Genomic DNA, 23017 nt, shown 5'->3' with positions numbered 1-23017 from the left:
CCAGCTTGGCGTCTTTGCCGAAGGCAAAGTCCCCCCACCGGGCCCGCACCCGACATCCGCCCCCCGAACAACCTGGCGCCCTCCCACAGCAAGTGGGAGGGCGCCAGGTTCACAGAACAACCGCAGGACTCAGTTGTGACTGTGGAGGACCTCATTGAGGCCACCCCACACCGCGTTGTTCGGCCGCGCCTCCACCGTCCCGGTGACAGAGTTCCGCCGGAACAGAATGTTGGACGCGCCGGACAGCTCACGCGCCTTGACGATCTGCCCGTCCGGCATGGTGACCCGCGTCCCGGCGGTGACGTACAGCCCGGCCTCGACGACGCACTCGTCACCGAGGGCGATCCCGACGCCCGCCTCCGCCCCGATCAGGCACCGCTCGCCGATCGTGATGCGGACGTTGCCGCCGCCGGACAGCGTGCCCATGGTGGACGCGCCGCCGCCGATGTCCGAGCCGTCGCCGACCACGACGCCGGCGGAGATGCGGCCCTCGACCATGGACGTGCCGAGCGTGCCGGCGTTGAAGTTCACGAAGCCCTCGTGCATGACCGTGGTGCCCTCGGCGAGGTGCGCGCCGAGGCGGACCCGGTCGGCGTCGGCGATGCGGACGCCCTTCGGCGCCACGTAGTCCGTCATGCGCGGGAACTTGTCGATGGACGTCACGGCCAGGTGGAGGCCCTCGGCGCGGGCGTTCAGCCGGACCTTCTCCACGTCGTCCACGGCGACCGGGCCGAGCGAGGTCCAGGCGACGTTGGCGAGGTGGGCGAACAGGCCGTCGAGGCTCTGCCCGTGCGGCTTCACGAGGCGGTGCGAGAGGAGGTGCAGGCGCAGGTACGCGTCGTGCGCGTCGACCGGCTTCTCGTCGAGCGAGGCGATGACCGTGCGGACCGCGACCACTTCGACGCCACGCCGGGCGTCCGGGCCGATCGCTTTCACGGCGCCCTCGCCGAGCAGCTCCGCCGCGCGCTCGGCGGACAGCCGCTCGGAGCCGGAGGGGCCGGGCTCGGCAGCCAGTCCGGGGGCCGGGAACCAGGTGTCGAGGACAGTTCCGTCGGCGGCGAGCGTGGCAAGCCCGGCGGCGACGGCGCCGGTGGTGCGAGTAGCAGTCGTGTCGGTCATGAGGGAAACCTAACCGGCCGGGGCCCACGGGGGCCAACCAGTGCGCCCGGCGTCTCAGGTGCCGGGCGCACCGGGGCCTGCCCGGCGGGGTCGTGCCGGAGGGACCAGGGCGGTCCAGGTCAGGGCCGCTGGCCCTTCTTGTCGACCACCGCCACGGCCAGTCGCACCCCGCTGATGACGGCGTCCCCCTTCTTCCACTGGCCTCCGGCGCTCCGGGCCACCCACCGGTGACCGCTGTAGAGGTAGGTGCCGGGGTCCAGGAGGAGTTCGTCCCGGTTCGCCGTCGGGTCCTCGTTCCTGAGGTAGACCGCGACGGCATCGCGCCCCGCCGCGTCCTGGACCTGCGCGGCCCGTACGCCGGGAATCGTGGCCAGGGCCCGGTAGACCTTGGCGAGATCCTCGGCGTCGTACGCGTACGCCCGGCTGAGGACCGCGGTGAGGGCCCGGTACTCGTGTTCGGTACGGGTCTCGGTCTTGTCGATGGCGTAGAAGAACGCGCGTGCCCTCGCCCGTACCTTCGGACAGAAGGCTTCAGGGGATCACCCGCGCCAGCACCTCGCGGGTGTACGCCTCGTCGTACTCCGCCCCCGTCACCAGCACCTGCAGACAGATCCCGTCCATCACCGCGACGAGGGCCCGCGCGGTGACGGGGTCCGTGCGGCAGCCGATCCGCTCGGCGAGGTCCTGGCACCACTCGGCGGCGACGGGCCGCAGCACGGGGCGGCGCAGGGCGGCGAGATAGAGCTCGTACTCCAGCTCCACGCTCGCGCGGTCGCCCCCCAGCCACTCGCCCAGCAGACCGGCGAGTTCACCGGCCAGATCGGTCCCGGCATCCTCCAGCGCGCCCCGCGAGGCGACGACCTTCGCGAAGCCCTCGTTCGTCTGGCGCAGCGCGGCGACCATGAGCTCGTCGAGGGTCTTGAAGTGGTACGTCGTCGAGCCCAGCGGCACATCGGCCTCGGCGGCGACCGAGCGGTGGCTGAGCCCGCCGATGCCCTTGGCCGCCACGACACGGATCGCCGCGTCGATGATCCGCTGCCGCCGCTCGGGGTCGTAGCGCCTGACCATCAGCGGGCTCCCGCCGGACGGCGCGAGCAGGCCCCCGCCGGACAGCGCCGCATCAGTGCGCCCCGCCCAGGTTCAGCACCACGACCCCGCCGATGATCAGCACGATCCCGGCGAACTTGGCGGTGTTCATGCCCTCGCCCAGGAACATCATCCCGATCGCGGCGACGGCCGCCGTGCCGATCCCCGCCCAGATCGCGTAGGCCGTGCCGACCGCGACGGTCTTCAGCGTCTGCGCGAGCAGCACGAACGCGACGACGTAGCCGATCGCGGTCACCAGCGAGGGCCACAGCTTGCTGAAGCCCTCGCTGTACTTCATGGCGGTGGTGGCGGCGACCTCTGCGGCGATGGCTCCGGCGAGCAGCGCGTATCCCATGTGTACGAGTGTACGCATCGATACGTACGCCTGTACACATCCCCGTCGGCCTCAGTCGAGAAGCGTCTTCTTCGGCCGCAGCACACAGAATTCGTTGCCCTCGGGGTCGGCGAGGACGACCCAGGTGACGTCCCCTCCCTGGCCGACGTCCGCCCGCCGGGCCCCGAGCGCGAGGAGCCGGTCGACCTCGGCGTCCCGGTCGTCGGGCGCGAGGTCGATGTGCAGCCGGTTCTTGATCTTCTTGCGCTCGTCGACCGGTACGAAGCAGATGCCGGGCAGGGCGCCCGGGTCGGCCCCGATGACGATCTCGTCCTCGGCCTCGAACAGCACGCGCCAGTCGAGGACCTGGCACCAGAAGCGGGCCAGCGACGGCAGATCATGGGCGTCGACGACGACTTGATACCAGGAGACAGCCATACGCCGCAGTCTCCCTCCGAGCCCCGGGGGTCGCCACCGAGCCACTGTGCGAATGTGCGCGACCGTCCGTGCCTGTTCGCTCATTTTCCTTATGGCACCCGGGAGTTACCGATGGTTACTGTTCGGCACCCCGCACCCGCCGTCGTCCCGATGGAGAGACCATGAGCACAGGAGTCCCCCGCCCCCGCGGCCGGTGGCTGCGCGCCCTGACCGCCGGAGCGCTCGGCGCGGCCGCGCTCACCGTGACGTCCTCGGCCGACGGAGCACCGGCCGGCGCAGAGGCTGCCCGTACCGAGACCCCGGTGGCCTCCGCCTCCCCGGTCGCCCGGATCACCGAGACCATGGTCTCCGTGCGGATCCCGCTGCCCGCCTCGGTCGGCAGCCACCCGGCGCGCTGCGACCGGCTGTCGTATCTGCGCTACCGCTCCTCGGAGGGACCGTCGAAGTCCGCCGACGCCGACCGGATCCTGGTCGCCCAGCCCAGCATCCTGGAGGGTGCGGGCGCCTTCGACAGCGTGGCCCGCAACACGGTGAGGGCGGCCGCCGAGAAGGGCGAGCACATCGAGTTCTGGGCCCTGGACCGGCGCTCCAACTGCCTTGAGGACAACGCCGGGATCTCAACGGGCAGCGCCGCCAGGGCTGTTGGCTACTACTACGAGGGCGAGAAGGTCGACGGACGCTCCTTCGACGGGTTCCTGACGAGTGATCAGACGGGCTGGCTCGCCGAGGTCGGCCTGGAGCGCACGGTCCGTGACCAGTACGACCTGCTGTCCGCCGAACTCCCCGACCAGAAGCTCCGCAAGGAGAAGGTGCTGTGCGGCGGGCACTCCCTCGGCGGCGTCCTCACCGGCGTCTTCGCCACCTGGGACTTCGACGGCAACCCCGCGACGACGGCGGACGCGGGCTTCAACCAGTGCGCGGGCTACTTCGCCCTGGATACGACCATCGCCACCAACCTCGACGACCTGAACGGCAGTTCGGGCACCCTCAACGGCGGCCTGCTGCCCAAGGGCACGGTCCCGGAGACGGGCCTCGGCTACACCGTCGTACAGGCCGGTCTGCGCAGCGGTGTCCTGCCCCGCTTCCTCGCGCTCCCCACGGTGATCAACCCCGAGATCATGAACGTCCTCGCGATCAGCGGCCTCGCCGCCCGCACCGCCCCCGACGCCCGGTCCACGCTCCAGGACGACCTCCCGTCGAACGCCAACATCGAGACGACGTCCCGCACGATGTTCTCCAAGGACGCGGCCGTCTTCCTGTCGGGCAAACCCACGATCCGCGACTTCCGGCTCACCAACTCGGCGGTCCTGGGCGCCTTCATGGACGACAACTCGGCCCCGCTGTCCTTCATCCAGACCAGCGTGGGCCTCTTCGACGGCGGCCGCCTGGTGGACAAGAACTTCCCGGTCTCGAACGACGTCCAGGGCTCACCGGCCCTGTTCGGTACGGAACTGAAGGCGATTCCGGACGAGCCGGCCGGCCCGCTCTACACCTGGCGGAACTTCGACCGGATCGGCGCGCCGGACGACCCGGTCCACCGCTCGGCCGACGGCACGCCGTTCACGACGGCCGCCAAGGAGGTCTCGGACATCGGGGAGCTGGCCCGCAGCCTCTCCGAGCAGCCGCTGGACTTCACCGAGGACTACTTCCCGACGAAGCTGGTCACCGACCTCTCCCTGGTCGACGACGCGCGGATCGCCCGGAACATGGCGCACCCCGGCGGCCTGACCGCGAACCCCACGATCACCTTCGTCGCGGGCGACGGGATCCTCGCGGACCACATCCCCGCGGACAAGAACCCCGTGGTCCTGCCCGGTTACCAGCATCTGGACGTGCTCACGGCGGCCCCGGTCCAGAACGGCGGAACCCGCGAACGGATCGCCACCCTCCTGTCGGCCTTCGCGACGCGTTAGCCCCGGCCCTCGCGGCAGACGTCGGGCACCGGTCCTCACGGCACACGCCGGGCACCGGCCCTCACGACACAATTGGGCATCGGTCCAGGTGACGCCTCGGGCGCCTTCTTTCATAACTGTTGGGCCCCGAGAGGAACTTCCGCCTCCGCCGAGAGAGCCGGCGGCGCGGCGCCCGAACTCCCTGCCCCGGGCGCCGGGATCGGCCCTCTCCAGGCCTCTGATCTCGAATCCTTAAGTCTTGAACTATCTTTCCCGGCCCCCCGGACCCGACGATCACCGTCAACTGGCCGCCGAACCCCCGGCGTTCCTGGCAGAAACCGCTCTCAGAAACGCTACGCGGGGCCACAAGTTCTACTAATGTTCCCCTCGTCGCGCACGCGGATCCCCCGGCCACAGCCGTCACGCGTGTCCGCGGCCCACGCCTCCTCTTGTGCCACGACCCACCTGACCGATCCGCGTCCGCCTTGGGCGACGCTGGGGGAACCTCGCATGCCTGAAAGAAATCCCGGGTCCGCTCCCGACCCGTCCGCCCGCCCCGCGAAGGTGTGGGAGACCGGCGAAAGCCTGGACGAGTCACACGTACCCGGAACCCGCAGGCTCTGGCTTGCGGGAGCACTCCTCGTGGCGGTCCTCGCCTCCACCGTCACAGCCGTCGTCGTGCTCGACGACGACCCGGACACCTCGGCGAAGGGGAAGACCAAGAACACCACCTCCTCGGCGGACGAGCCGCTCATACCCAGCCCGCCCCCCGCCACGGCGCCCAGCGGGAAGAGCGGCCTCGCCGCCCCCGATTCCTCGAAGGCCGTCGCGGACGGTTCCGCCTCGCCCGAGGCGGAACAGCAGGGCGGTACGAACCCGGACTCGGACCCGCGGCCGTCCAAGTCCGCCTCCGCCAAGCCCCCCGCGTCCAAGCCCGCCTCCTCAGGGAAGTCCGTCCAGGCGGTCAACTACCCCGACCGCTACTGGCACCTCGACCGCGACTCGGTGCGACTCGACCGGGTGAGCTCCCAGAGCTCGTCGCGGACCAGGGACGAGGCCACCTTCAAGGTCGTCCCCGGTATCGCCGACTCCAGCTGTGTGTCCTTCTCCCTGGGCAACAACCGCTATCTGCGCCACTACCAGTTCCGGCTCCGCGCCGACCGCCACAACGGCTCCGAGCTCTTCAAGCAGGACGCCACGTTCTGCCCCCGCCCGACGGGCTTCAACGACGCGGTCATGCTGGAGTCGTACAACTACCGCGGCCGCTTCCTGCGCCACCGCAACTTCGAGGTCCGCCTCGAATCGTTCGACAACAGCCGGCTCTACCGGGCGGACTCGGCGTTCAGGCTCGTGAAGGGCCTGGGCTGAGCGACTCTCCGGCAGCCGGGGCCGGCCGGCCCCGGCTCTGCCCCGGACGACAGACGAACGCGGCCCCCGGCATGATGCCGGGGGCCGCACACGTACAACTCGGAATCAGACGTTGAAGCCCAGCGCGCGAAGCTGGTCGCGGCCGTCGTCCGTGATCTTGTCGGGGCCCCACGGCGGCATCCACACCCAGTTGATGCGGAGCTCGTTCACGAGGCCGTCCGTGGCGGACTTGGCCTGGTCCTCGATGACGTCGGTGAGCGGACAGGCCGCCGACGTCAGGGTCATGTCGATCGTCGCGATGTTCGCGTCGTCGATGTGAATGCCGTAGATCAGCCCGAGGTTGACGACGTCGATGCCCAGTTCGGGGTCGACGACGTCGTACAGGGCCTCTCGGACTTCTTCCTCCGAGGCCGGTTTCATCTCGATGGTCTCGCTCATGCCGTCTTCCTTTCGGCGTCGGCCTCGCCCAGGGCCTGGGCCGTCGCGTCCTTCCAGGCCATCCAGCTCAGCAACGCGCACTTCACGCGGGCCGGGTACTTGGAGACCCCGGCGAACGCGACAGCGTCCTCAAGGATCTCCTCCATCGCGTCGTCCGGCTCGATACGGCCCTTGGACTGCATCAGCTCCAGGAAGGTCTCCTGGATCTTCTGAGCCGCGGCCAGGTCCTTGCCGACGAGCAGCTCGTTCAGCACGGAGGCCGAGGCCTGGCTGATGGAGCAGCCCTGGCCCTCGTACGAGACGTCGCTGATCTTCGTGCCGTCGTACTTCACGCGCAGCGTGATCTCGTCGCCGCACGTCGGGTTGACGTGGTGCACCTCGGCGTCGCCATCTCGAAGACCGCGCCCGTGCGGGTGCTTGTAGTGGTCCAGGATGACTTCCTGGTACATCGAATCAAGCCTCACGACTCAGCCAGCTCCTCAGCCGAAGAAGTTCCGTACGTGCTCCAGGCCGTCGACCAGAGCGTCGATCTCGGTCGGCGTGGAGTACAGATAGAACGACGCTCGTGTGGTCGCAGGAATTCCGTACCGCAGGCAGACGGGCCGCGCGCAGTGGTGACCCACGCGCACCGCGATGCCCTGCTCGTCGAGAACCTGGCCCACGTCGTGCGGGTGGATGTCACCCAGCGTGAACGAGATCGCCGCGCCGCGGTCCTCGGCCGTGGTCGGGCCGATGATCCGCAGGTCCGGCACCTCGCCGAGCCTCTTCACCGCGTACTCGGTGAGCGCGTGCTCATGGGCGAGGATCTTGTCCATGCCGATGGCGCTCAGATAGTCGATGGCCGCGCCGAGGCCGACCGCCTGCGCGATCGGCGGGGTGCCCGCCTCGAACTTGTGCGGGGCGGGAGCGTACGTCGACGAGTGCATCGACACCGTCTCGATCATCTCGCCGCCGCCGAGGAACGGAGGCAGGTCCTCCAGGAGCTCCTGACGGCCCCAGAGGACGCCGATGCCGGTCGGGCCGCACATCTTGTGGCCGGTGAAGGCCACGAAGTCGGCCTGCAGCGCCTGTACGTCCATCGGCATGTGCGGGGCGGCCTGCGAGGCGTCGATGCAGACCAGCGCGCCGACCTCCTGCGCACGGCGCACTATCGCCTCGACCGGGTTGACCGTGCCCAGGATGTTCGACACCAGCACGAAGGAGACGATCTTCGTCTTCTCGGTGATGATCTCGTCGATGTTGGACAGGTCGAGCCGGCCGTCGTCGGTGAGGCCGAACCACTTCAGCTTCGCGCCCGTGCGCTGCGCCAGCAGCTGCCACGGCACGATGTTGGAGTGGTGCTCCATCTCCGTGATGACGATCTCGGTCTCGTGGTCCACGCGGTAGGGCTCGTCGGCCCAGCCGAGCATGTTGGCCACGAGGTTGAGCGACTCGGAGGCGTTCTTCGTGAAGATCACCTCGTCGCGGCTCGGCGCGTTGATGAACGCGGCGACCTTGTCGCGCGAGCCCTCGTACAGCGCCGTGGCCTCCTCCGCGAGCACATGCACACCGCGGTGGACGTTGGCGTTGTAGCGCTCGTAGTACTCGTTCAGGGCGTCCAGTACCTGGCGCGGCTTCTGCGAGGTCGCCGCGTTGTCCAGGTACACGAGCTTCTGACCGTCGTGGACCGTGCGGTCCAGGATGGGGAAGTCCTTGCGGATCGCCTCGGTGTCGAGGAGGCCCGGCAGCTGTGTCACGCGGATGCGCCACCCTTCACGTACTTGTCGTAGCCCTCGGCCTCAAGCTGGTCGGCGAGCTCCGCGCCGCCGGACTCGGCGATGCGGCCGTTCGCGAACACGTGCACGTGGTCGGGCTTGATGTAGCGCAGGATGCGCGTGTAGTGCGTGATCAGCAGGGTGCCGACCTCGCCGGACTCGCGGACCCGGTTGACGCCCTCGGAGACGACGCGCAGGGCGTCGACGTCCAGGCCGGAGTCGGTCTCGTCGAGGATCGCGATCTTCGGCTTGAGCAGCTCCAGCTGAAGGATCTCGTGGCGCTTCTTCTCGCCGCCGGAGAAGCCCTCGTTCACGTTGCGCTCGGCGAAGGCCGGGTCCATGTTGAGGCGCTCCATGGCCTCCTTGACCTCCTTCACCCAGGTGCGCAGCTTGGGGGCCTCGCCGCGGATCGCGGTGGCGGACGTACGGAGGAAGTTGGAGACCGAGACGCCGGGGACCTCGACCGGGTACTGCATCGCGAGGAACAGGCCGGCGCGGGCGCGCTCGTCGACGGACATCTCCAGGACGTCCTCGCCGTCGAGGGTGACGGTGCCGCTGGTGATCGTGTACTTGGGGTGACCCGCGAGCGAGTAGGCGAGCGTCGACTTGCCGGAGCCGTTCGGGCCCATGATGGCGTGGGTCTCGCCCTGCTTCACGGTGAGGTCGACGCCCTTGAGGATCTCCTTCGTGGCGTTGTCGGCCTCGACGGTGACGTGCAGGTCGTGGATTTCAAGCGTTGCCATGGGTTCCTCAGGACTCCTGGGTGAGGGAGACGAGCACGTCGTCCCCTTCGATCTTTACGGGGTATACGGGGACGGGGCGCGTCGCGGGCAGGCCGGACGGTTTGCCGGTGCGGAGGTCGAACGCGGAGCCGTGCAGCCAGCACTCGATCTGACAGTCCTCCACCTCGCCCTCGGAGAGCGAGACGTTCGCGTGCGAGCAGATGTCGTTGATCGCGAACACCTCCCCCTCGGTCTTCACGACCGAGACCGGCGTGCCGTCGAGCTCCACCCTCTTGGGGGTGTCGTCCTCCAGCTCGCCAAGCCCACAGGCGCGTACGAACGTCGACGAGGCAGTCATCAGACTGACGCCTCCAGCTCCTCGTCGATCCTGGCGAGAAGGCGCTCCTGGATGTCGGCGACGCGGATCTGCTGGACCAGTTCGGCGAAGAAGCCGCGGACCACCAGACGGCGGGCCTCGTCGGCCGGGATGCCGCGGGCCATCAGGTAGAAGAGCTGCTCGTCGTCGAAGCGGCCGGTCGCCGAGGCGTGTCCGGCGCCGACGATCTCGCCGGTCTCGATCTCCAGGTTCGGCACGGAGTCGACACGGGCGCCGTCGGTCAGAACCAGGTTCCGGTTCATCTCGTAGGTGTCCGTGCCCTCGGCGGTGGCCTCGATGAGGACGTCGCCGATCCACACCGCGTGGGCGCCGTCGCCCTGGAGCGCGCCCTTGTAGGCCACGTTCGACTTGCAGTGCGGGGCGTTGTGGTCGACCAGGAGGCGGTGCTCCTGGTGCTGGCCGGCGTCCGTGAAGTACAGGCCGAAGAGCTCGGCCTCGCCGCCGGTGCCGGCGTAGGCGACCCGCGGGTGGAGGCGTACGAGGTCGCCGCCGAAGGTGACGACGAAGGACTTGAAGGTGGCGTCCCGGCCGATCAGCGCGTTGTGCTGGCCGACGTGGACCGCCTTGTCGTCCCAGTCCTGGACGGAGACGACGGTCAGCTTGGCGCCGTCACCGAGGACGTAGTCGACGTTGGCGGCGAGCACGGCGTCACCGGTGTGGTCGATGACGACGACGGCCTCGGCGAAGGCTTCGAGCTCCACGACCTGGTGGCCGTAGGCGACGCCGCCCTCGCCGTGCACGGCGACGCGGATCGGCTCGGTGAGGACCGTCTCCTTGGGGACGGTGATCACACCGGCCTGCTCGAAGGCCGAGTACGCCTGGGCGGCGACGCGGTCCACCGGAGTGCCCGCCCTGCCGAGCCGGGCGTCGTCACGGCCGACGGTCTCGACCTTGACGCCCTCGGGCGCGTCGATGGCGACCTTCACGCCGACGCCGGTCGCGACCGCGGTGCCGTCGTGCAGCCCGCGCAGGCGCTCCAGCGGGGTGAACCGCCACTCCTCCTCACGGCCGTGGGGGACCGGGAAGTCCGCCACGTCGAAGGACGGGGGCGCGCTCATGCGCGTGGCGACGGTCGACTCGGCGGCCACCGCGATCGATCCGGCGGTGGTGGAGGACCCCACCGTGGAGTTCTGAGCCTCAGCCATGGCTGTCGTAGTGCTCGCTTTCTATTACGATCCTCGGCTCGCCATGAAAGACGCGCCGCCTGCTGCCTGGACGCAAGGGTGCGTCAGCCGACCGCGCCTTCCATCTGCAGCTCGATCAGCCGGTTGAGCTCAAGGGCGTACTCCATGGGGAGCTCCTTCGCGATGGGCTCGACGAAGCCGCGCACGATCATCGCCATCGCCTCGAACTCGGTCATGCCCCGGCTCATCAGGTAGAAGAGCTGGTCGTCGCTGACCTTGGAGACGGTGGCCTCGTGGCCCATGGACACGTCGTCCTCGCGGACGTCCACGTAGGGGTACGTGTCGGAGCGGGAGATGGTGTCGACCAGCAGCGCGTCACAGAGCACGTTCGACTTGGAGCCGTGGGCGCCCTCGCCGATCTCGACGAGACCGCGGTAGGACGTACGGCCGCCACCGCGTGCCACGGACTTCGACACGATGTTGGAGGACGTGTTCGGCGCCATGTGGACCATCTTGGAGCCGGCGTCCTGGTGCTGGCCCTCGCCCGCGAAGGCGATGGACAGGGTCTCGCCCTTGGCGTGCTCGCCCATCAGGTAGACGGCCGGGTACTTCATGGTGACCTTGGAGCCGATGTTGCCGTCGACCCACTCCATGGTCGCGCCCTCATAGGCCACGGCGCGCTTGGTGACCAGGTTGTAGACGTTGTTCGACCAGTTCTGGATGGTCGTGTAGCGGCAGCGGCCGCCCTTCTTCACGATGATCTCGACGACCGCGGAGTGCAGCGAGTCCGACTTGTAGATCGGGGCCGTGCAGCCCTCGACGTAGTGCACGTAGGCACCCTCGTCGACGATGATCAGGGTCCGCTCGAACTGGCCCATGTTCTCCGTGTTGATACGGAAGTAGGCCTGGAGCGGAATCTCGACGTGCACGCCCTTCGGCACGTAGATGAACGAGCCGCCGGACCACACCGCGGAGTTCAGCGACGCGAACTTGTTGTCGCCGACCGGGATGACGGTGCCGAAGTACTCCTTGAAGAGCTCCGGGTGCTCCTTCAGCGCGGTGTCGGTGTCCATGAAGATGACACCCTGCGCCTCCAGCTCCTCGTTGATCTGGTGGTAGACGACCTCGGACTCGTACTGGGCCGCGACACCGGCGACGAGGCGCTGCTTCTCCGCCTCGGGGATGCCGAGCTTGTCGTACGTGCTCTTGATGTCCTCGGGCAGGTCCTCCCAGGACTGCGCCTGCTTCTCCGTGGAGCGCACGAAGTACTTGATGTTGTCGAAGTCGATGCCCGAGAGGTCGGAGCCCCAGTTCGGCATGGGCTTCTTGTCGAACAGGCGCAGGCCCTTGAGACGGAGCTTGGTCATCCACTCCGGCTCGCTCTTCTTCGCGGAGATGTCCCGGACGACGGCCTCGTTGATGCCGCGCTTGGCAGAGGCACCGGCCACGTCCGAGTCGGCCCAGCCGTATTCGTACGTACCCAGACCCTCCAGCTCGGGGTGGGCAGTCTCCTCAATGGGGAGCGTCATGCGGGGTTCCTCCCGGCGGTACTTGCAGATGCGTCATGGCCGTGAAAATCGTGCTTGGAAATCTTTGGGATGAACGTGGTGCAGACACCGTCGCCGTGGGCGATGGTGGCCAGCCGCTGGACATGTGTGCCGAGCAGCTGGGAGAAGATCTCTGTCTCCGCCTCGCACAGTTGCGGGAACTGTTCGGCGACATGGGCGACCGGGCAGTGGTGCTGGCAGAGCTGCTCGCCGACCGGTGCGCTGCGCGCCGTAGCAGCGTACCCGTCCGCGCTCAGGGCCTTGGCCAGCGCTTCCGCGCGCTTTTCGGGGGCGGCGGCCTCGACGGCCTTGCGGTACGTGTCGGCCTGGGCCGCCATCCGGGCGCGGGCGAAGGCCACGACGGCCTCGTCCCCGCCCTCGCGCTCCGCGATCCAGCGCAGGGCGTCGGCGGCGAGCTTGTCGTAGGACTGGTCGAAGGCGTCCCGGCCACAGTCGGTCAGCGCGAACACCTTGGCGGGCCGCCCGCGCGTACGAGCGCCGTAGACCCGCTGCTCGCGGGCCTCCACGACGTCGTCGGAGACGAGCGCGTCCAGGTGCCGTCGCACGGCGGCCTGGGTGAGGCCCAGCCGCCCCGCGAGGTCGGTCACGGTCGACGGGCCGTGGTCCAGGATGGACCGCGCGACGCGGTTGCGCGTGGAGCGCTCACCGGTCGCGAGTTCCTCCTGCGGAGCCTCGCCAACGTTTTTCACAACGCCATTGTTGCGTAATTCCTCAGAGACTGACAAGCCGCGTCCACGCCACGATGGGTGCGGTGCATCACTTAGGTAAACCTAATCTGACCTGCGGAAATGATCTTTGATCGATCAATTCGGTGGCAGGGGGCAGGGTTGTCGGGGAGACTCCCGAACCATGCCGACACCCCCTCCGACCGGCCCTCTAGTCACCCGAGCCACCCTCGCGGCGGACCTGCGCGCGCTCGGCGTACGCCCCGGCGAGACCCTCCTCGCGCACTCGTCGCTGCGCTCCCTCGGATGGGTCAACGGGGGCGCGGTCGCCGTCGTCGAAGGACTGCTCGACGCGCTCGGTCCGGACGGCACGCTCGTGGTCCCCACCCAGTCCGGCGGCCTCTCCGACCCCGCTCTGTGGACCGCCCCGCCCGTCCCCGAGGCCTGGTGGGAGACGATCCGCGCCACGATGCCGGGGTACGACCCGCTCACCACGCCCACACGAGGGGTGGGCGTGATCCCGGAGACCGTACGCACCTGGCCGGGCGCCCTGCGCAGCGCGCACCCGCAGACCTCGTTCGCGGCGATCGGGCCGCGCGCGGCGAAGATCGTCGAGGACCACGCCCCGGACTGCCGCCTCGGCTGGGGGTCCCCCCACGCCCTTGAGGCAGTGGGGGAGCAGCCCGCTGGCCCGTCTGGAGACCATGGGCGCCCGCGTCCTGCTGCTCGGCGCGGGCTACGACTCTTGCACCGGCTTCCACCTCGCCGAATACCGGATCCCGTCCCCGCGTGTCGAGGTGGGACGGCCGGTCCGTACGCCCGAAGGTTCCCGCTGGGAGGTCATGACCGAGATCTCGATCAGCTCGGAGCGGTTCGACGAGCTGGGCGCCGACTTCGAACGGGACCGTCCCGTCGTACGGGGCCTGGTGGGCGCGGCCGACACCCGGCTGTTCCCCGTGGCCGACGCGGTGGCGTACGCGGAGCGGTGGCTTGAGACGCACCGTTCGCGCGAGGAGTGGGTCACCGACGACGCGCCCGCCTCACGCCGCTCGTGACTCGACCCGCCCTCTGTGCCCCGCTCGGCCGTCCCTAGACTTGGCGCTCATGCGAAGTGAGGCCGCCCATGCGTAGTGAGACCGCCCTCCCGCCGCCCGACCACCACCCCTCAACGAGGCGCTCCGCGCCGCACCCTCTTATTGAGGTCCAGGGCCTGGTGAAGCGGTACGGCAGGAAGACCGCGGTGGACGGCCTGGATCTGGTGGCCCGGGCGGGCATCACCGCCGTCCTCGGGCCCAACGGCGCCGGCAAGACGACCACCGTCGAGACCTGCGAGGGATACCGCAGGCCGGACGACGGAACGGTCCGGGTGCTGGGCCTCGACCCGGTGCGCGAGGCCTCCGCGCTGCGCCCCCGCATCGGCGTGATGCTCCAGTCCGGCGGTGTCTACTCCGGCGCCCGCGCCGACGAGATGCTCCGCCACGTGGCCAAGCTGCACGCGCACCCGCTGGACGTGGACGCGCTCATGGAGCGCCTGGGCCTCGGGAGCTGCGGCCGCACGACGTACCGGCGGCTCTCCGGCGGCCAGCAGCAGCGCCTCGCGCTCGCCATGGCCGTGGTCGGCCGCCCCGAACTGGTCTTCCTGGACGAGCCGACCGCGGGTCTCGACCCGCAGGCCCGCCGGGCCACCTGGGACCTCGTACGCGATCTGCGCGCCGACGGTGTCTCGGTCATCCTCACCACGCACTACATGGACGAGGCCGAGCAGCTCGCCGACGACGTGGCGATCATCGACGCGGGCCGGGTCATAGCGAAGGGCAGCCCCGAGGAGCTGTGCCGCGGCGGCGCCGAGAACACCCTGCGCTTCTCCGGCCGCCCCGGCCTCGACGTGGCCTCCCTCCTCAAGGCCCTCCCGGCGGACTGCACGGCGGCCGAGCTGACGCCGGGCTCGTACCGCGTGGGCGGCAAGGTCGACCCGCAGCTGCTCGCGACCGTCACCACCTGGTGCGCCCAGCACGGGGTGATGCCGGAGAAGATCTCGGTGGAGCGGCACACCCTGGAGGACGTCTTCTTGGAGCTCACCGGTAAGGAGCTGCGCGGATGACCGCGGGAACGGACGCCCGGACCACGGGCGAGGGCACGGGCGAGGGCACGGGCATGTACGCGCCGCGGCCGGGAGCCGCCCCGCTCCCCCGCATGATCGCGGCACAGGCGGCGCTGGAGACGAGGATGCTGCTGCGCAACGGCGAGCAGCTGCTCCTGACGGTGATCATCCCGACGCTGCTGCTGGTGCTGTTCAGCGCGGTGGACATCGTCGACACGGGCGAGGGAAAGGCGGTCGACTTCCTCGCGCCCGGCATTCTCGCGCTCGCCGTGATGTCGACGGCGTTCACGGGCCAGGCGATCGCCACGGGCTTCGAGCGGCGGTACGGCGTGCTGAAGCGGCTCGCCGCCTCACCGCTGCCCCGCTGGGGGCTGATGACGGCCAAGACCCTCTCCGTCCTGGTCACCGAGGTCTTCCAGGTGCTCCTCGTGACGGTGATCGCCCTGGCGCTGGGCTGGTCGCCGGAGGGCAACCCGCTCGCCGTGCTGCTGCTCCTGGTCCTGGGCACGGCGGCGTTCTCGGGCCTCGGCCTGCTGATGGCGGGCACACTCAAGGCGGAGGCCACGCTGGCAGCCGCGAACCTGGTCTTCCTGCTGCTGCTCGTGGGCGGCGGGGTCATCGTCCCACTGGACAAGTTCCCGGACGCGGCCCAGGACCTGCTCGGCCTGCTGCCGATCTCGGCCCTGTCGGAGGGGCTGCGGGACGTGCTCCAGCACGGGGCCGGGATGCCGTGGGGGAACCTCGGGATCCTCGCCGTATGGGCGGTCGTGGGCCTCGCGGCCGCCGGGAAGTTCTTCCGCTGGGAGTGATCGGGCAATGACACGGGACCGGCGAGGGGAGGGGGCTCGTGAAAGCGTGCACAAGCGGCCCCCTACGATGGAGCCCGTGCCAAACGTGACCCGAGCCGATGCCGCCCAAGCCGTGCGCAACCCGCTCGCCTTCATCGCCGAACGCTGGACCCCGTCACCCAGGACGGTCCAGCGGGCCGCCCTCGCCGCACTCGTCATGGCGGTACTGATCGTGGTGACCGGAGGCGCCGTCCGGCTGACCGGCTCGGGGCTCGGCTGCCCGACCTGGCCCAAGTGCACCGACGACTCGCTGACCACCACGAGCGCGATGGGCTTGCACGGTGTGATCGAGTTCGGCAACCGCATGCTGACGTACGTGCTGAGTGCCGCGGTCGGCTGGGCGATCATCGCGGCACGCTCGCAGAAGCCCTACCGGCGCAGCCTCACCCGGCTCGGCTGGGCGCAGTTCTGGGTCGTCATGAGCAACGCGGTCCTCGGCGGCGTCGTCGTCCTGGTGGGCCTCAACCCGTACACGGTCGCCGCCCACTTCCTCCTCTCCACCGCCCTGATCGCCGTCGCCACGGTGATGTGGCAGCGCACCCGCGAGGGCGACGACGCCCCGCGTCCGCTGGTCGGCAAGCCGGTGCAGCAGATGGCGTGGACCCTCGTCGCCGCCACCGTCCTGCTGATCGCGGTGGGTACGGTCGTCACCGGCGCGGGCCCGCACGCGGGCGACTCAAGCGAGGTCGAGCGCATCCCGCTGAACTGGGAGAACGTCACCAAGCTGCATGCCGTACTGGCCTGGATCGTGGTGACGCTGACCTTCGCCCTGTGGTTCGTCCTGAGGGCCGTCGACGCGCCCAAGGGGCCCCTGCACCGCACCCGCGACCTCTTCCTGGTACTCCTCGCCCAGGGCGGCATCGGGTACGTCCAGTACTTCACCGACCTGCCGGAGGTCCTGGTCGGCCTCCACATGTTCGGCTCCTGCCTGGTGTGGATCGCCACGCTCCGCGTCCTGCTGGCACTGCGGGAACGGCCGGAGGTCGTGGCGGATCTGCCCGCCCAGTCGACACAGTCGTCGCTCACGCGCGCGTGAGCAACGCGCAGGTCACGTGAGTCGCGCGTCACGTGGGGCACGCGCAGGTCATTCGTACGCGGCCACCAGGCGGTCGATGGCCGGAGCGAGGTAGCCGCGGGTCAGCTCCGCTCTGCGGGCCGTCCACTCCTGGACCGGTGCCCCGGGCTCCTCGTACCGCCGCCGCCTGACGTCCGCGACCAGCTCGACGGGCGCGCCGAGACCGGGCAGCAGATCGAGTGCCTCGCGCTTGGTGATCAGCCGCCCGTCCTTCAGCGTGGCCGTGGCACGGGCGTAGGTGACGAGCCCCAGGTCCACCCAGACGTCCTGCGTCCAGTTGTCGGCCCGGTCCACCTGTCGTCGCCAGAAGTCCCGCTGGTCCCGTACGACGAACTCGGCCAGCTCGTCGTCCGTCACCGGCGGCAGCAGGCTCCCGGGCGGCTCCCCCTCCAGGACCAGCCCGAAGGTGTGCAGCTCGCGCCGGGTCACCGGTGTGACAGTCCGCTTGAAGAGCTGCTGGTGCGCCCACGTGAGGTGCCGCCGCTCGGCACCGGCGGCCGTGTCGCGCGTCAGATAGCTGCAGTGCAGCTTGGCGACGAGCGGTTCGGCACGCAGGCGGGCGTGCAGCCGGGCCACCTTCCAGAGCGTCCTCGCCCCGATCGGGCCCTCCAGGACCACGATCAGATCCAGGTCGCTGACGCCCTCCCGGTAGTCGCCCCCGCCGAGCGAGCCATGCGCCCACACGGCAGCGGGGGCCAGATCGCGCAGTTCGGTGCGGAAGCGGTCGAGGAGCCGGTCGGTCGCGTCGCTGCGTGTCATATACACAGTCTGTACAGCCCGCTCCGCCCCGTACACCCGTCTCACTCCACCCCGTACACCCGTCGCGCGTTCCCCGCCGCGATCAGCCCCGCCACCCGCTGCGCGTCGGCCAGCGACCAGGCGCCCTCGGCCACCCAGGTGCCGAGCACCTTGGCGAGCGCCTCGCGGAAGAGACGTGCTCCGACCACATGAAGTTCGGGCAGACCATGTGCGCCGCTGGAGAAGAGGAGCTTGCCGAAGGGGGCGAGCTCCAGGATCTCGGAGAGGACGGCGGACGCGCGGGCCCCGGTGCGGACGAGGGCGGCGCCCAGATCGGCGTACACATGCGGGAAGACCCCGGCGAGATGCGCCGCGTGGCGGTGGTACGGGTAGCCGTGCAGCAGGACCAGGTCGGTGCCGAGGCCGGCCGTCGCGCGGGCGAAGTCGGTGAGCAGGACCGGGTCGTTGCGGTCGATGCGCAGGCCGGGCTCACCGAGCCCCGCGTGCAGTTGGAGCGGCAGGCCGGAGGCGACCGCGATCCACAGGAGATGCCTGAGCAGCACCGGATCACTCAGTTCGCCGCCCACCCGGCGCCCGGCCAGCCATCGCCCCGCCGCGCCACGCACCTCTCCCGGTCCGGGCGGTTCGGGCGCGAGCGCCAGCCCGTGGCGTAAGCCCGCCACCGAGGTGAAGGCCACGGCGTTCGCGGCCGCCCCGTGCACCGACTCGGCGAGGTTGGCGAGGAACGACTCGACGGTTCCGGAGGTGTCGGCGACCTGCTCGGCGAGCGGCTCCAGACGGACGATCTCGTGGGCTCGCGCGGCTCCTGTGGAGGCCATCTCGCCTGGCCCCGTCAGATCGCCCGGCAGACCGGTGTCGACCAGATAGGTCGTGATCCCGCTCCCCCGCAGCAGCCTGCGCCCCGCCTCCAGGACGCCGAGTTCCCGGCGTCGGGCGAGGTAGCGGGCGGGCGGACAGTGGGGCTCAAGGCCCAGCAGGGGCGGACACCAGCGCCGTACGGCGAAACCGGTCTGTGTGTCGAAGAACGTGGTACCTGCGGCGGGCGGGCCCTCGCCCCGGGCGAGGTGGGCCTCGAAGGTGCCGAGACCCAGCTCCGTCCGCAGCACGCCGTGGCAGTACTGATCCACCAGCGACGGCGTTTCGATCATCCGGACTCCCCGCGAATGGGCCCTGCCTTTATTGAAGGGCCTAACGGGTGAACCGGGTGTCAGGTGTTGGGCGGCCACACCCCGTGCGAAGCGCTCCGCGGGTTTTGCGGGTGGGGTGCGGGTTGGAGGGCTGCGGGTGGGGGTGCCGCTTGTTCCGACGTGCGGGCCGGTTGTGGTTGCTCGCGCAGTTCCCCGCGCCCCTTTGGGGCACGGGGCCGGGGGTCGGGGTCGGTTCAGGTGTTGCTCGGGCCGCCGAGTTGGATGCCTGCCATGCGGGTCCACTCGTACGGGCCTGTCTTGACCTTGTTCGCGAACTCGCCGTCGAAGTCGTCGTGGGCGGTGATGCCGGACTTCTTCACGGCCTGTTCCGCGATGGCGAAGGTGGGGGCCACGAGGTCGCCCCAGCCGCCGTCCTCGCCGACCAGGACGATCCGGGCGCCCTTCTGGCCGATGTACGCGATCTGGCCCTCGGCGCCGCCGTGGGCCTGCGCGAAGGAGGAGATCTGCTTGGCGAGCTTCGCTGCCCGGCGCTCGGCCTTGGCGTCCTGCTTGGCGCCGGCGCCCTCGTCAACCTGCTGGGTGTCTGCCATGCCCAGGATGCTACCGACGGGTAGATCATTCGGCGACGCCCCGACCGAGTGGCCTTGCCCACGCACCCAGGTCGGCCGCGGCGCCCCTCAGGGGCGCGGGGAACTGCGCGACCAGCCACGGCCGGCCCGCAGCCGCCTACGCACCCCCACGACCCCCTGTCGGAGGGTCACCTCAAGAACGGGTCCACCGCCACCGCCACGAACAGCAGCGACACGTAAGTGATGGACCAGTGGAAGAGCCGCATCTCCTTCAGCTTGGCGCCCACGGCGCCGTCCTTCGCGCGGGTCTGCAGCCCGTGGGCCTCCCAGAGCCAGAAGCCGCCGGTCACGAGGGCGACGACCGTGTAGAACCAGCCCGTGTAGCCGAGCGGCGTCAGGAGGAGGGAGACGGCGACCATGGCCCAGCTGTAGAGGACGATCTGCCGCGCGACGACCTTGTTGGAGGCGATGACGGGCAGCATCGGAACGCCCACGCGCGCGTAGTCCGCCTTGACCTTCATGGAGAGCGGCCAGTAGTGCGGCGGCGTCCAGAAGAACATGACGAGGAAGAGGATGATCGGCGCCCACGACATGGAGTTCGTGACGGACGACCAGCCGATGAGCACCGGAAGACAGCCGGCGATACCGCCCCACACGATGTTCTGCGAGGTACGGCGTTTGAGGATCATCGTGTAGACGACGACGTAGAAGAGGAGCGCTCCGAGCGACAGCCACGCGGACAGCCAGTTGACGGCGAATCCGAACAGCAGCGTCGAGACGACCGCGAGCGTGATGCCGAAGGCGAGGCACTCGCGTGGGCTGACCATGCCGGTGACCAGTGGACGCTGCGCGGTGCGCTCCATGAGCGCGTCGATGTCACGGTCGATGTACATGTTCAGGGCGTTGGCGCCGCCCGCCGAGAGGTAACCGCCGACACAGGTGAGGAGCACCAGCTTCAGATCGGGCACACCCTGCTGCGCGAGGAACATCACCGGAACGGTGGTGATCAGCAGCAGCTCGATGATCCGCGGCTTGGTGAGAGCAACGAACGCCTTGACCCGGGCCCCGAACGGCCGGTGGTTCGTGCCCTGGCTCGTCCCGAGCACTCCCGCAGGACGGGATTCAACGGCCGTCACGCACACCCCTGACAGAGACATTTCAGCGAGCTCCGGGTGTGAACTCCCGGTAAAGGCTCGCGCGTACCACGCCACTGTAGACGTTGCCCAGACCCCGGCCTTCGCGGGGGTCGGGTCGTGTTGAAAGGCCTCCGCGCGGGACTGATCGGCATTGCGTTGAGCAGTCGGATGAGCGGCTCCGTATTCACTTGCCGAACACGGAACGCGCCGGTCGGGAGGCGGAAGAGGGAGAGTCCCGGCAGTCTGGAATGACTCGAAAAAATGCGCGTTCCTACGGGGGTAGGCTCGACAGCGAGCCGGTGGGCGCGACGTGCACCGGCATTCGACATGTGGAACATGTGGAGAGGAGCCCTGACCCAGGGTGAGCACCAAGCCGACCACAACAGACCTCGAGTGGACCGAATTGGACCAGCGGGCCGTCGACACCGCCCGCATCCTGGCCGCCGACGCCGTACAGAAGGTCGGCAACGGCCATCCGGGTACGGCGATGAGCCTGGCGCCCGCCGCCTACACCCTCTTTCAGAAGGTGATGCGGCACGATCCGGCGGACCCCGACTGGACCGGCCGCGACCGCTTCGTGCTGTCAGCCGGTCATTCGTCCCTGACCCTCTACACCCAGCTCTACCTGGCCGGCTTCGGTCTGGAGCTGGACGACCTGAAGTCCTTCAGGACGTGGGGCTCCCGCACCCCGGGCCACCCGGAGTACGGACACACCCCCGGCGTGGAGACCACCACCGGCCCCCTCGGCCAGGGTGTCGCCAACGCGGTGGGCATGGCCATGGCCGCCCGCTACGAGCGTGGCCTGTTCGACCCGGAGGCGGCCCCCGGCACCTCCCCGTTCGACCACTTCATCTACGCGATCGCCGGTGACGGCTGCCTCCAGGAGGGCATCTCCGCGGAGGCGTCCTCCATGGCCGGCCACCAGCAGCTGGGCAACCTGGTCCTGCTGTGGGACGACAACCACATCTCGATCGAGGGCGACACCGAGACGGCGGTCTCCGAGGACACGGCTCTGCGGTACGAGGCGTACGGCTGGCACGTGCAGCGCGTGGCCCCGAAGCCGGACGGCGACCTCGACCCGCACGCCCTCTACGACGCGATCGAGGCCGCGAAGCTGGTGACCGACAAGCCGTCGTTCATCGCGATGCGCTCGATCATCGCCTGGCCGGCTCCGAACGCGCAGAACACCGAGGCCGCGCACGGCTCGGCGCTCGGCGACGACGAGGTCGCGGCCACCAAGCGGGTGCTGGGCTTCGACCCGGAGAAGGCATTCGAGGTCTCGGACGAGGTCATCACCCACACGCGCGCGCTGGGCGAGCGCGGCCGTCAGGCCAAGGCGGAGTGGGAGAAGTCGTTCCAGGAGTGGCGCAACAGCAACGCCGAGCGTGCCGCCGAGTTCGACCGCATCGCCGCGACCGAGCTGCCCACCGGCTGGGAGGAGAAGCTCCCGGTCTTCGAGGCGGGCAAGGGTGTCGCCACGCGTGCGGCCTCCGGCAAGGTGCTCCAGGCGCTCGGCGCGGTCATCCCCGAGCTGTGGGGCGGCTCGGCCGACCTGGCGGGCTCGAACAACACGACGATCGACAAGAACAGTTCGTTCCTCCCGGCGGACAACCCGCTGCCGGAGGCGAACCCGTACGGGCGCACGATCCACTTCGGTATCCGCGAGCACTCGATGGCCGCGGAGATGAACGGCATCGCGCTGCACGGCAACACCCGTATCTACGGCGGCACCTTCCTGGTGTTCTCCGACTACATGCGCAACGCGGTCCGCCTGTCCGCGCTGATGCACCTGCCGGTGACGTACGTGTGGACCCACGACTCCATCGGTCTCGGCGAGGACGGTCCGACGCACCAGCCGGTCGAGCACCTCGCCTCCCTGCGCGCCATTCCGGGCCTCAACGTCGTCCGTCCGGCGGACGCCAACGAGACCGCGATCGCCTGGCGCGAGATCCTCAGGCGCTACACCAAGGTCTTCGGCAAGGGTGCCCCGCACGGCCTCGCGCTGACCCGTCAGGGCGTACCGACGTACGAGGCCAACGAGGATGCGGCGAAGGGTGGTTACGTGCTCTTCGAGGCGTCCACCGGGACCCCGGAGGTCGTTCTCATCGCGACCGGTTCCGAGGTGCACGTGGCCGTCGACGCACGTGAGCAGCTGGAGGCCGCGGGCACCCCGACCAGGGTCGTGTCCATGCCTTCCGTGGAGTGGTTCGAGGAGCAGGACCAGGGGTACCGGGACAGCGTCCTGCCTCCGAACGTGAAGGCACGGGTCGCGGTCGAGGCCGGTATCGGTCTCACCTGGCACAAGTACGTCGGGGACGCCGGCCGCATCGTTTCCCTGGAGCACTTCGGTGCTTCGGCCGACGGCAAGGTGCTCTTCCAGGAGTTCGGGTTCACTGCCGAGAACGTCGCGAACGTCGCCCGGGAATCGATCGCCGCAGCCCAGCGCTGACGCTGACATACGACACGTAGGAGATGC

General features: G+C 69.7%; 22 protein-coding genes and 1 pseudogene. 7 read left to right on the top strand and 16 right to left on the bottom strand.

Features of this window, described 5'->3' with window-relative positions; genetic code table 11:
* Positions 1–129: 129 nt before the first annotated feature.
* From dapD to O3Q52_RS10850, 4 genes are all read right to left on the bottom strand, one after another.
* On the bottom strand, positions 130–1119 hold the full coding sequence (dapD, locus tag O3Q52_RS10865) for a 2,3,4,5-tetrahydropyridine-2,6-dicarboxylate N-succinyltransferase (RefSeq protein ID WP_269648606.1): 990 nt from the start codon (positions 1117–1119) through the stop codon (positions 130–132).
* A 531-nt stretch (positions 1120–1650) separates the two neighbouring features.
* Positions 1651–2187: a TetR/AcrR family transcriptional regulator gene (locus O3Q52_RS10860; protein WP_269648605.1), complete on the bottom strand. Its 537-nt coding sequence runs from the start codon at positions 2185–2187 to the stop codon at positions 1651–1653.
* Between the two features lie 52 nt (positions 2188–2239).
* Positions 2240–2560 (bottom strand): multidrug efflux SMR transporter, encoded by a 321-nt coding sequence (locus O3Q52_RS10855; RefSeq protein ID WP_269648604.1) that lies wholly within the window; start codon positions 2558–2560, stop codon positions 2240–2242.
* Positions 2561–2611: 51 nt separating this feature from the next.
* Positions 2612–2977 (bottom strand): VOC family protein, encoded by a 366-nt coding sequence (locus O3Q52_RS10850; RefSeq protein ID WP_269648603.1) that lies wholly within the window; start codon positions 2975–2977, stop codon positions 2612–2614.
* 161 nt (positions 2978–3138) lie between these two features.
* Here O3Q52_RS10850 and O3Q52_RS10845 point away from each other — a divergent pair, with 161 nt between their 5' ends.
* Positions 3139–4890, top strand: a complete 1752-nt coding sequence (locus O3Q52_RS10845) for a hypothetical protein (RefSeq protein ID WP_269648602.1) — start codon at positions 3139–3141, stop codon at positions 4888–4890.
* 489 nt (positions 4891–5379) lie between these two features.
* Entirely contained in the window at positions 5380–6237 is an 858-nt protein-coding gene (locus O3Q52_RS10840; RefSeq protein WP_269648601.1) for an AbfB domain-containing protein, read from the top strand.
* 105 nt (positions 6238–6342) lie between these two features.
* Here O3Q52_RS10840 and O3Q52_RS10835 read toward each other — a convergent pair whose 3' ends face one another.
* From O3Q52_RS10835 to O3Q52_RS10800, 8 genes are all read right to left on the bottom strand, one after another.
* Positions 6343–6675, bottom strand: a complete 333-nt coding sequence (locus O3Q52_RS10835; RefSeq protein WP_055610947.1) for a metal-sulfur cluster assembly factor — start codon at positions 6673–6675, stop codon at positions 6343–6345.
* Positions 6672–7139, bottom strand: a complete 468-nt coding sequence (gene sufU / locus O3Q52_RS10830) for a Fe-S cluster assembly sulfur transfer protein SufU (protein ID WP_055610946.1) — start codon at positions 7137–7139, stop codon at positions 6672–6674. The genes O3Q52_RS10835 and sufU overlap by 4 nt, the downstream gene beginning before the upstream one ends.
* Before the next feature lie 15 nt (positions 7140–7154).
* Positions 7155–8411: a cysteine desulfurase gene (locus O3Q52_RS10825; RefSeq protein WP_055610945.1), complete on the bottom strand. Its 1257-nt coding sequence runs from the start codon at positions 8409–8411 to the stop codon at positions 7155–7157.
* The gene (gene sufC / locus O3Q52_RS10820) at positions 8408–9172 is read right to left on the bottom strand and encodes a Fe-S cluster assembly ATPase SufC (protein WP_269648600.1); all 765 of its coding nucleotides are present in this window, start codon (positions 9170–9172) and stop codon (positions 8408–8410) included. The genes O3Q52_RS10825 and sufC overlap by 4 nt, the downstream gene beginning before the upstream one ends.
* 7 nt (positions 9173–9179) lie before the next feature.
* Complete coding sequence (locus O3Q52_RS10815; protein WP_055610943.1) at positions 9180–9509, bottom strand: non-heme iron oxygenase ferredoxin subunit; 330 nt, start codon at positions 9507–9509, stop codon at positions 9180–9182.
* A complete protein-coding gene (sufD, locus tag O3Q52_RS10810; protein ID WP_269648599.1) occupies positions 9509–10693 on the bottom strand; it encodes a Fe-S cluster assembly protein SufD in 1185 nt (394 codons plus the stop codon). The genes O3Q52_RS10815 and sufD overlap by 1 nt, the downstream gene beginning before the upstream one ends.
* A gap of 83 nt (positions 10694–10776) precedes the next feature.
* Entirely contained in the window at positions 10777–12201 is a 1425-nt protein-coding gene (sufB, locus tag O3Q52_RS10805) for a Fe-S cluster assembly protein SufB (RefSeq protein WP_143637374.1), read from the bottom strand.
* Positions 12198–12929: a metalloregulator ArsR/SmtB family transcription factor gene (locus tag O3Q52_RS10800; protein ID WP_055610940.1), complete on the bottom strand. Its 732-nt coding sequence runs from the start codon at positions 12927–12929 to the stop codon at positions 12198–12200. The genes sufB and O3Q52_RS10800 overlap by 4 nt, the downstream gene beginning before the upstream one ends.
* Positions 12930–13089: 160 nt before the next feature.
* Between O3Q52_RS10800 and O3Q52_RS10795 the strand changes: the two are divergent.
* The 4 genes and pseudogenes from O3Q52_RS10795 to O3Q52_RS10780 all read left to right on the top strand — a co-directional run bounded on the left by O3Q52_RS10795 (position 13090) and on the right by O3Q52_RS10780 (position 16890).
* Positions 13090–13960 (top strand): annotated as a pseudogene (locus O3Q52_RS10795) (aminoglycoside N(3)-acetyltransferase).
* A gap of 68 nt (positions 13961–14028) precedes the next feature.
* A complete protein-coding gene (locus O3Q52_RS10790) occupies positions 14029–15006 on the top strand; it encodes an ABC transporter ATP-binding protein (RefSeq protein ID WP_269648598.1) in 978 nt (325 codons plus the stop codon).
* Positions 15003–15815 carry an ABC transporter permease gene (locus O3Q52_RS10785; protein WP_269648597.1) on the top strand — a complete coding sequence of 271 codons (813 nt, stop codon included), beginning with the start codon at positions 15003–15005 and terminating at the stop codon, positions 15813–15815. The genes O3Q52_RS10790 and O3Q52_RS10785 overlap by 4 nt, the downstream gene beginning before the upstream one ends.
* A 67-nt stretch (positions 15816–15882) precedes the next feature.
* Complete coding sequence (locus O3Q52_RS10780; RefSeq protein ID WP_269648596.1) at positions 15883–16890, top strand: heme A synthase; 1008 nt, start codon at positions 15883–15885, stop codon at positions 16888–16890.
* A gap of 48 nt (positions 16891–16938) precedes the next feature.
* On the opposite strand, the gene O3Q52_RS10775 is transcribed toward O3Q52_RS10780, so the two are convergent.
* The 4 genes from O3Q52_RS10775 to O3Q52_RS10760 form a co-directional block, all read right to left on the bottom strand.
* A complete protein-coding gene (locus O3Q52_RS10775) occupies positions 16939–17688 on the bottom strand; it encodes a nucleotidyltransferase domain-containing protein (RefSeq protein ID WP_269648595.1) in 750 nt (249 codons plus the stop codon).
* 41 nt (positions 17689–17729) lie between these two features.
* Complete coding sequence (locus O3Q52_RS10770; RefSeq protein ID WP_269648594.1) at positions 17730–18836, bottom strand: amidohydrolase family protein; 1107 nt, start codon at positions 18834–18836, stop codon at positions 17730–17732.
* Positions 18837–19069: 233 nt separating this feature from the next.
* Positions 19070–19426, bottom strand: a complete 357-nt coding sequence (locus tag O3Q52_RS10765; RefSeq protein WP_269648593.1) for a hypothetical protein — start codon at positions 19424–19426, stop codon at positions 19070–19072.
* A gap of 167 nt (positions 19427–19593) precedes the next feature.
* Positions 19594–20547: a heme o synthase gene (locus tag O3Q52_RS10760; RefSeq protein ID WP_269648607.1), complete on the bottom strand. Its 954-nt coding sequence runs from the start codon at positions 20545–20547 to the stop codon at positions 19594–19596.
* Between the two features lie 355 nt (positions 20548–20902).
* On the opposite strand from O3Q52_RS10760, the gene tkt reads away from it, so the two are divergent.
* Entirely contained in the window at positions 20903–22990 is a 2088-nt protein-coding gene (tkt, locus tag O3Q52_RS10755; RefSeq protein ID WP_269648592.1) for a transketolase, read from the top strand.
* Positions 22991–23017 lie beyond the last annotated feature (27 nt).

This window comes from Streptomyces sp. ActVer (genome assembly GCF_027270795.1).
Lineage (GTDB): Bacteria > Actinomycetota > Actinomycetes > Streptomycetales > Streptomycetaceae > Streptomyces > Streptomyces umbrinus_A.
Note: the sequence above shows the minus strand (reverse complement) of the source record. Positions and strands in the feature narration are given on the sequence as shown.

Excerpts from the sequence above, each read along its gene's own strand:
- O3Q52_RS10765 (WP_269648593.1), bottom strand. The coding sequence starts at position 19,426 with ATGGCAGACACCCAGCAGGTTGACGAGGGCGCCGGCGCCAAGCAGGAC.
- sufC (WP_269648600.1), bottom strand. The coding sequence starts at position 9,172 with ATGGCAACGCTTGAAATCCACGACCTGCACGTCACCGTCGAGGCCGAC.
- dapD (WP_269648606.1), bottom strand. The coding sequence starts at position 1,119 with ATGACCGACACGACTGCTACTCGCACCACCGGCGCCGTCGCCGCCGGG.
- sufB (WP_143637374.1), bottom strand. The coding sequence starts at position 12,201 with ATGACGCTCCCCATTGAGGAGACTGCCCACCCCGAGCTGGAGGGTCTG.
- O3Q52_RS10850 (WP_269648603.1), bottom strand. The coding sequence starts at position 2,977 with ATGGCTGTCTCCTGGTATCAAGTCGTCGTCGACGCCCATGATCTGCCG.
- O3Q52_RS10790 (WP_269648598.1), top strand. The coding sequence starts at position 14,029 with ATGCGTAGTGAGACCGCCCTCCCGCCGCCCGACCACCACCCCTCAACG.
- O3Q52_RS10860 (WP_269648605.1), bottom strand. The coding sequence starts at position 2,187 with ATGGTCAGGCGCTACGACCCCGAGCGGCGGCAGCGGATCATCGACGCG.
- O3Q52_RS10775 (WP_269648595.1), bottom strand. The coding sequence starts at position 17,688 with ATGACACGCAGCGACGCGACCGACCGGCTCCTCGACCGCTTCCGCACC.
- O3Q52_RS10855 (WP_269648604.1), bottom strand. The coding sequence starts at position 2,560 with ATGGGATACGCGCTGCTCGCCGGAGCCATCGCCGCAGAGGTCGCCGCC.
- O3Q52_RS10815 (WP_055610943.1), bottom strand. The coding sequence starts at position 9,509 with ATGACTGCCTCGTCGACGTTCGTACGCGCCTGTGGGCTTGGCGAGCTG.
- O3Q52_RS10770 (WP_269648594.1), bottom strand. The coding sequence starts at position 18,836 with ATGATCGAAACGCCGTCGCTGGTGGATCAGTACTGCCACGGCGTGCTG.
- sufD (WP_269648599.1), bottom strand. The coding sequence starts at position 10,693 with ATGGCTGAGGCTCAGAACTCCACGGTGGGGTCCTCCACCACCGCCGGA.
- O3Q52_RS10780 (WP_269648596.1), top strand. The coding sequence starts at position 15,883 with ATGGAGCCCGTGCCAAACGTGACCCGAGCCGATGCCGCCCAAGCCGTG.
- O3Q52_RS10840 (WP_269648601.1), top strand. The coding sequence starts at position 5,380 with ATGCCTGAAAGAAATCCCGGGTCCGCTCCCGACCCGTCCGCCCGCCCC.
- O3Q52_RS10835 (WP_055610947.1), bottom strand. The coding sequence starts at position 6,675 with ATGAGCGAGACCATCGAGATGAAACCGGCCTCGGAGGAAGAAGTCCGA.
- O3Q52_RS10845 (WP_269648602.1), top strand. The coding sequence starts at position 3,139 with ATGAGCACAGGAGTCCCCCGCCCCCGCGGCCGGTGGCTGCGCGCCCTG.
- O3Q52_RS10785 (WP_269648597.1), top strand. The coding sequence starts at position 15,003 with ATGACCGCGGGAACGGACGCCCGGACCACGGGCGAGGGCACGGGCGAG.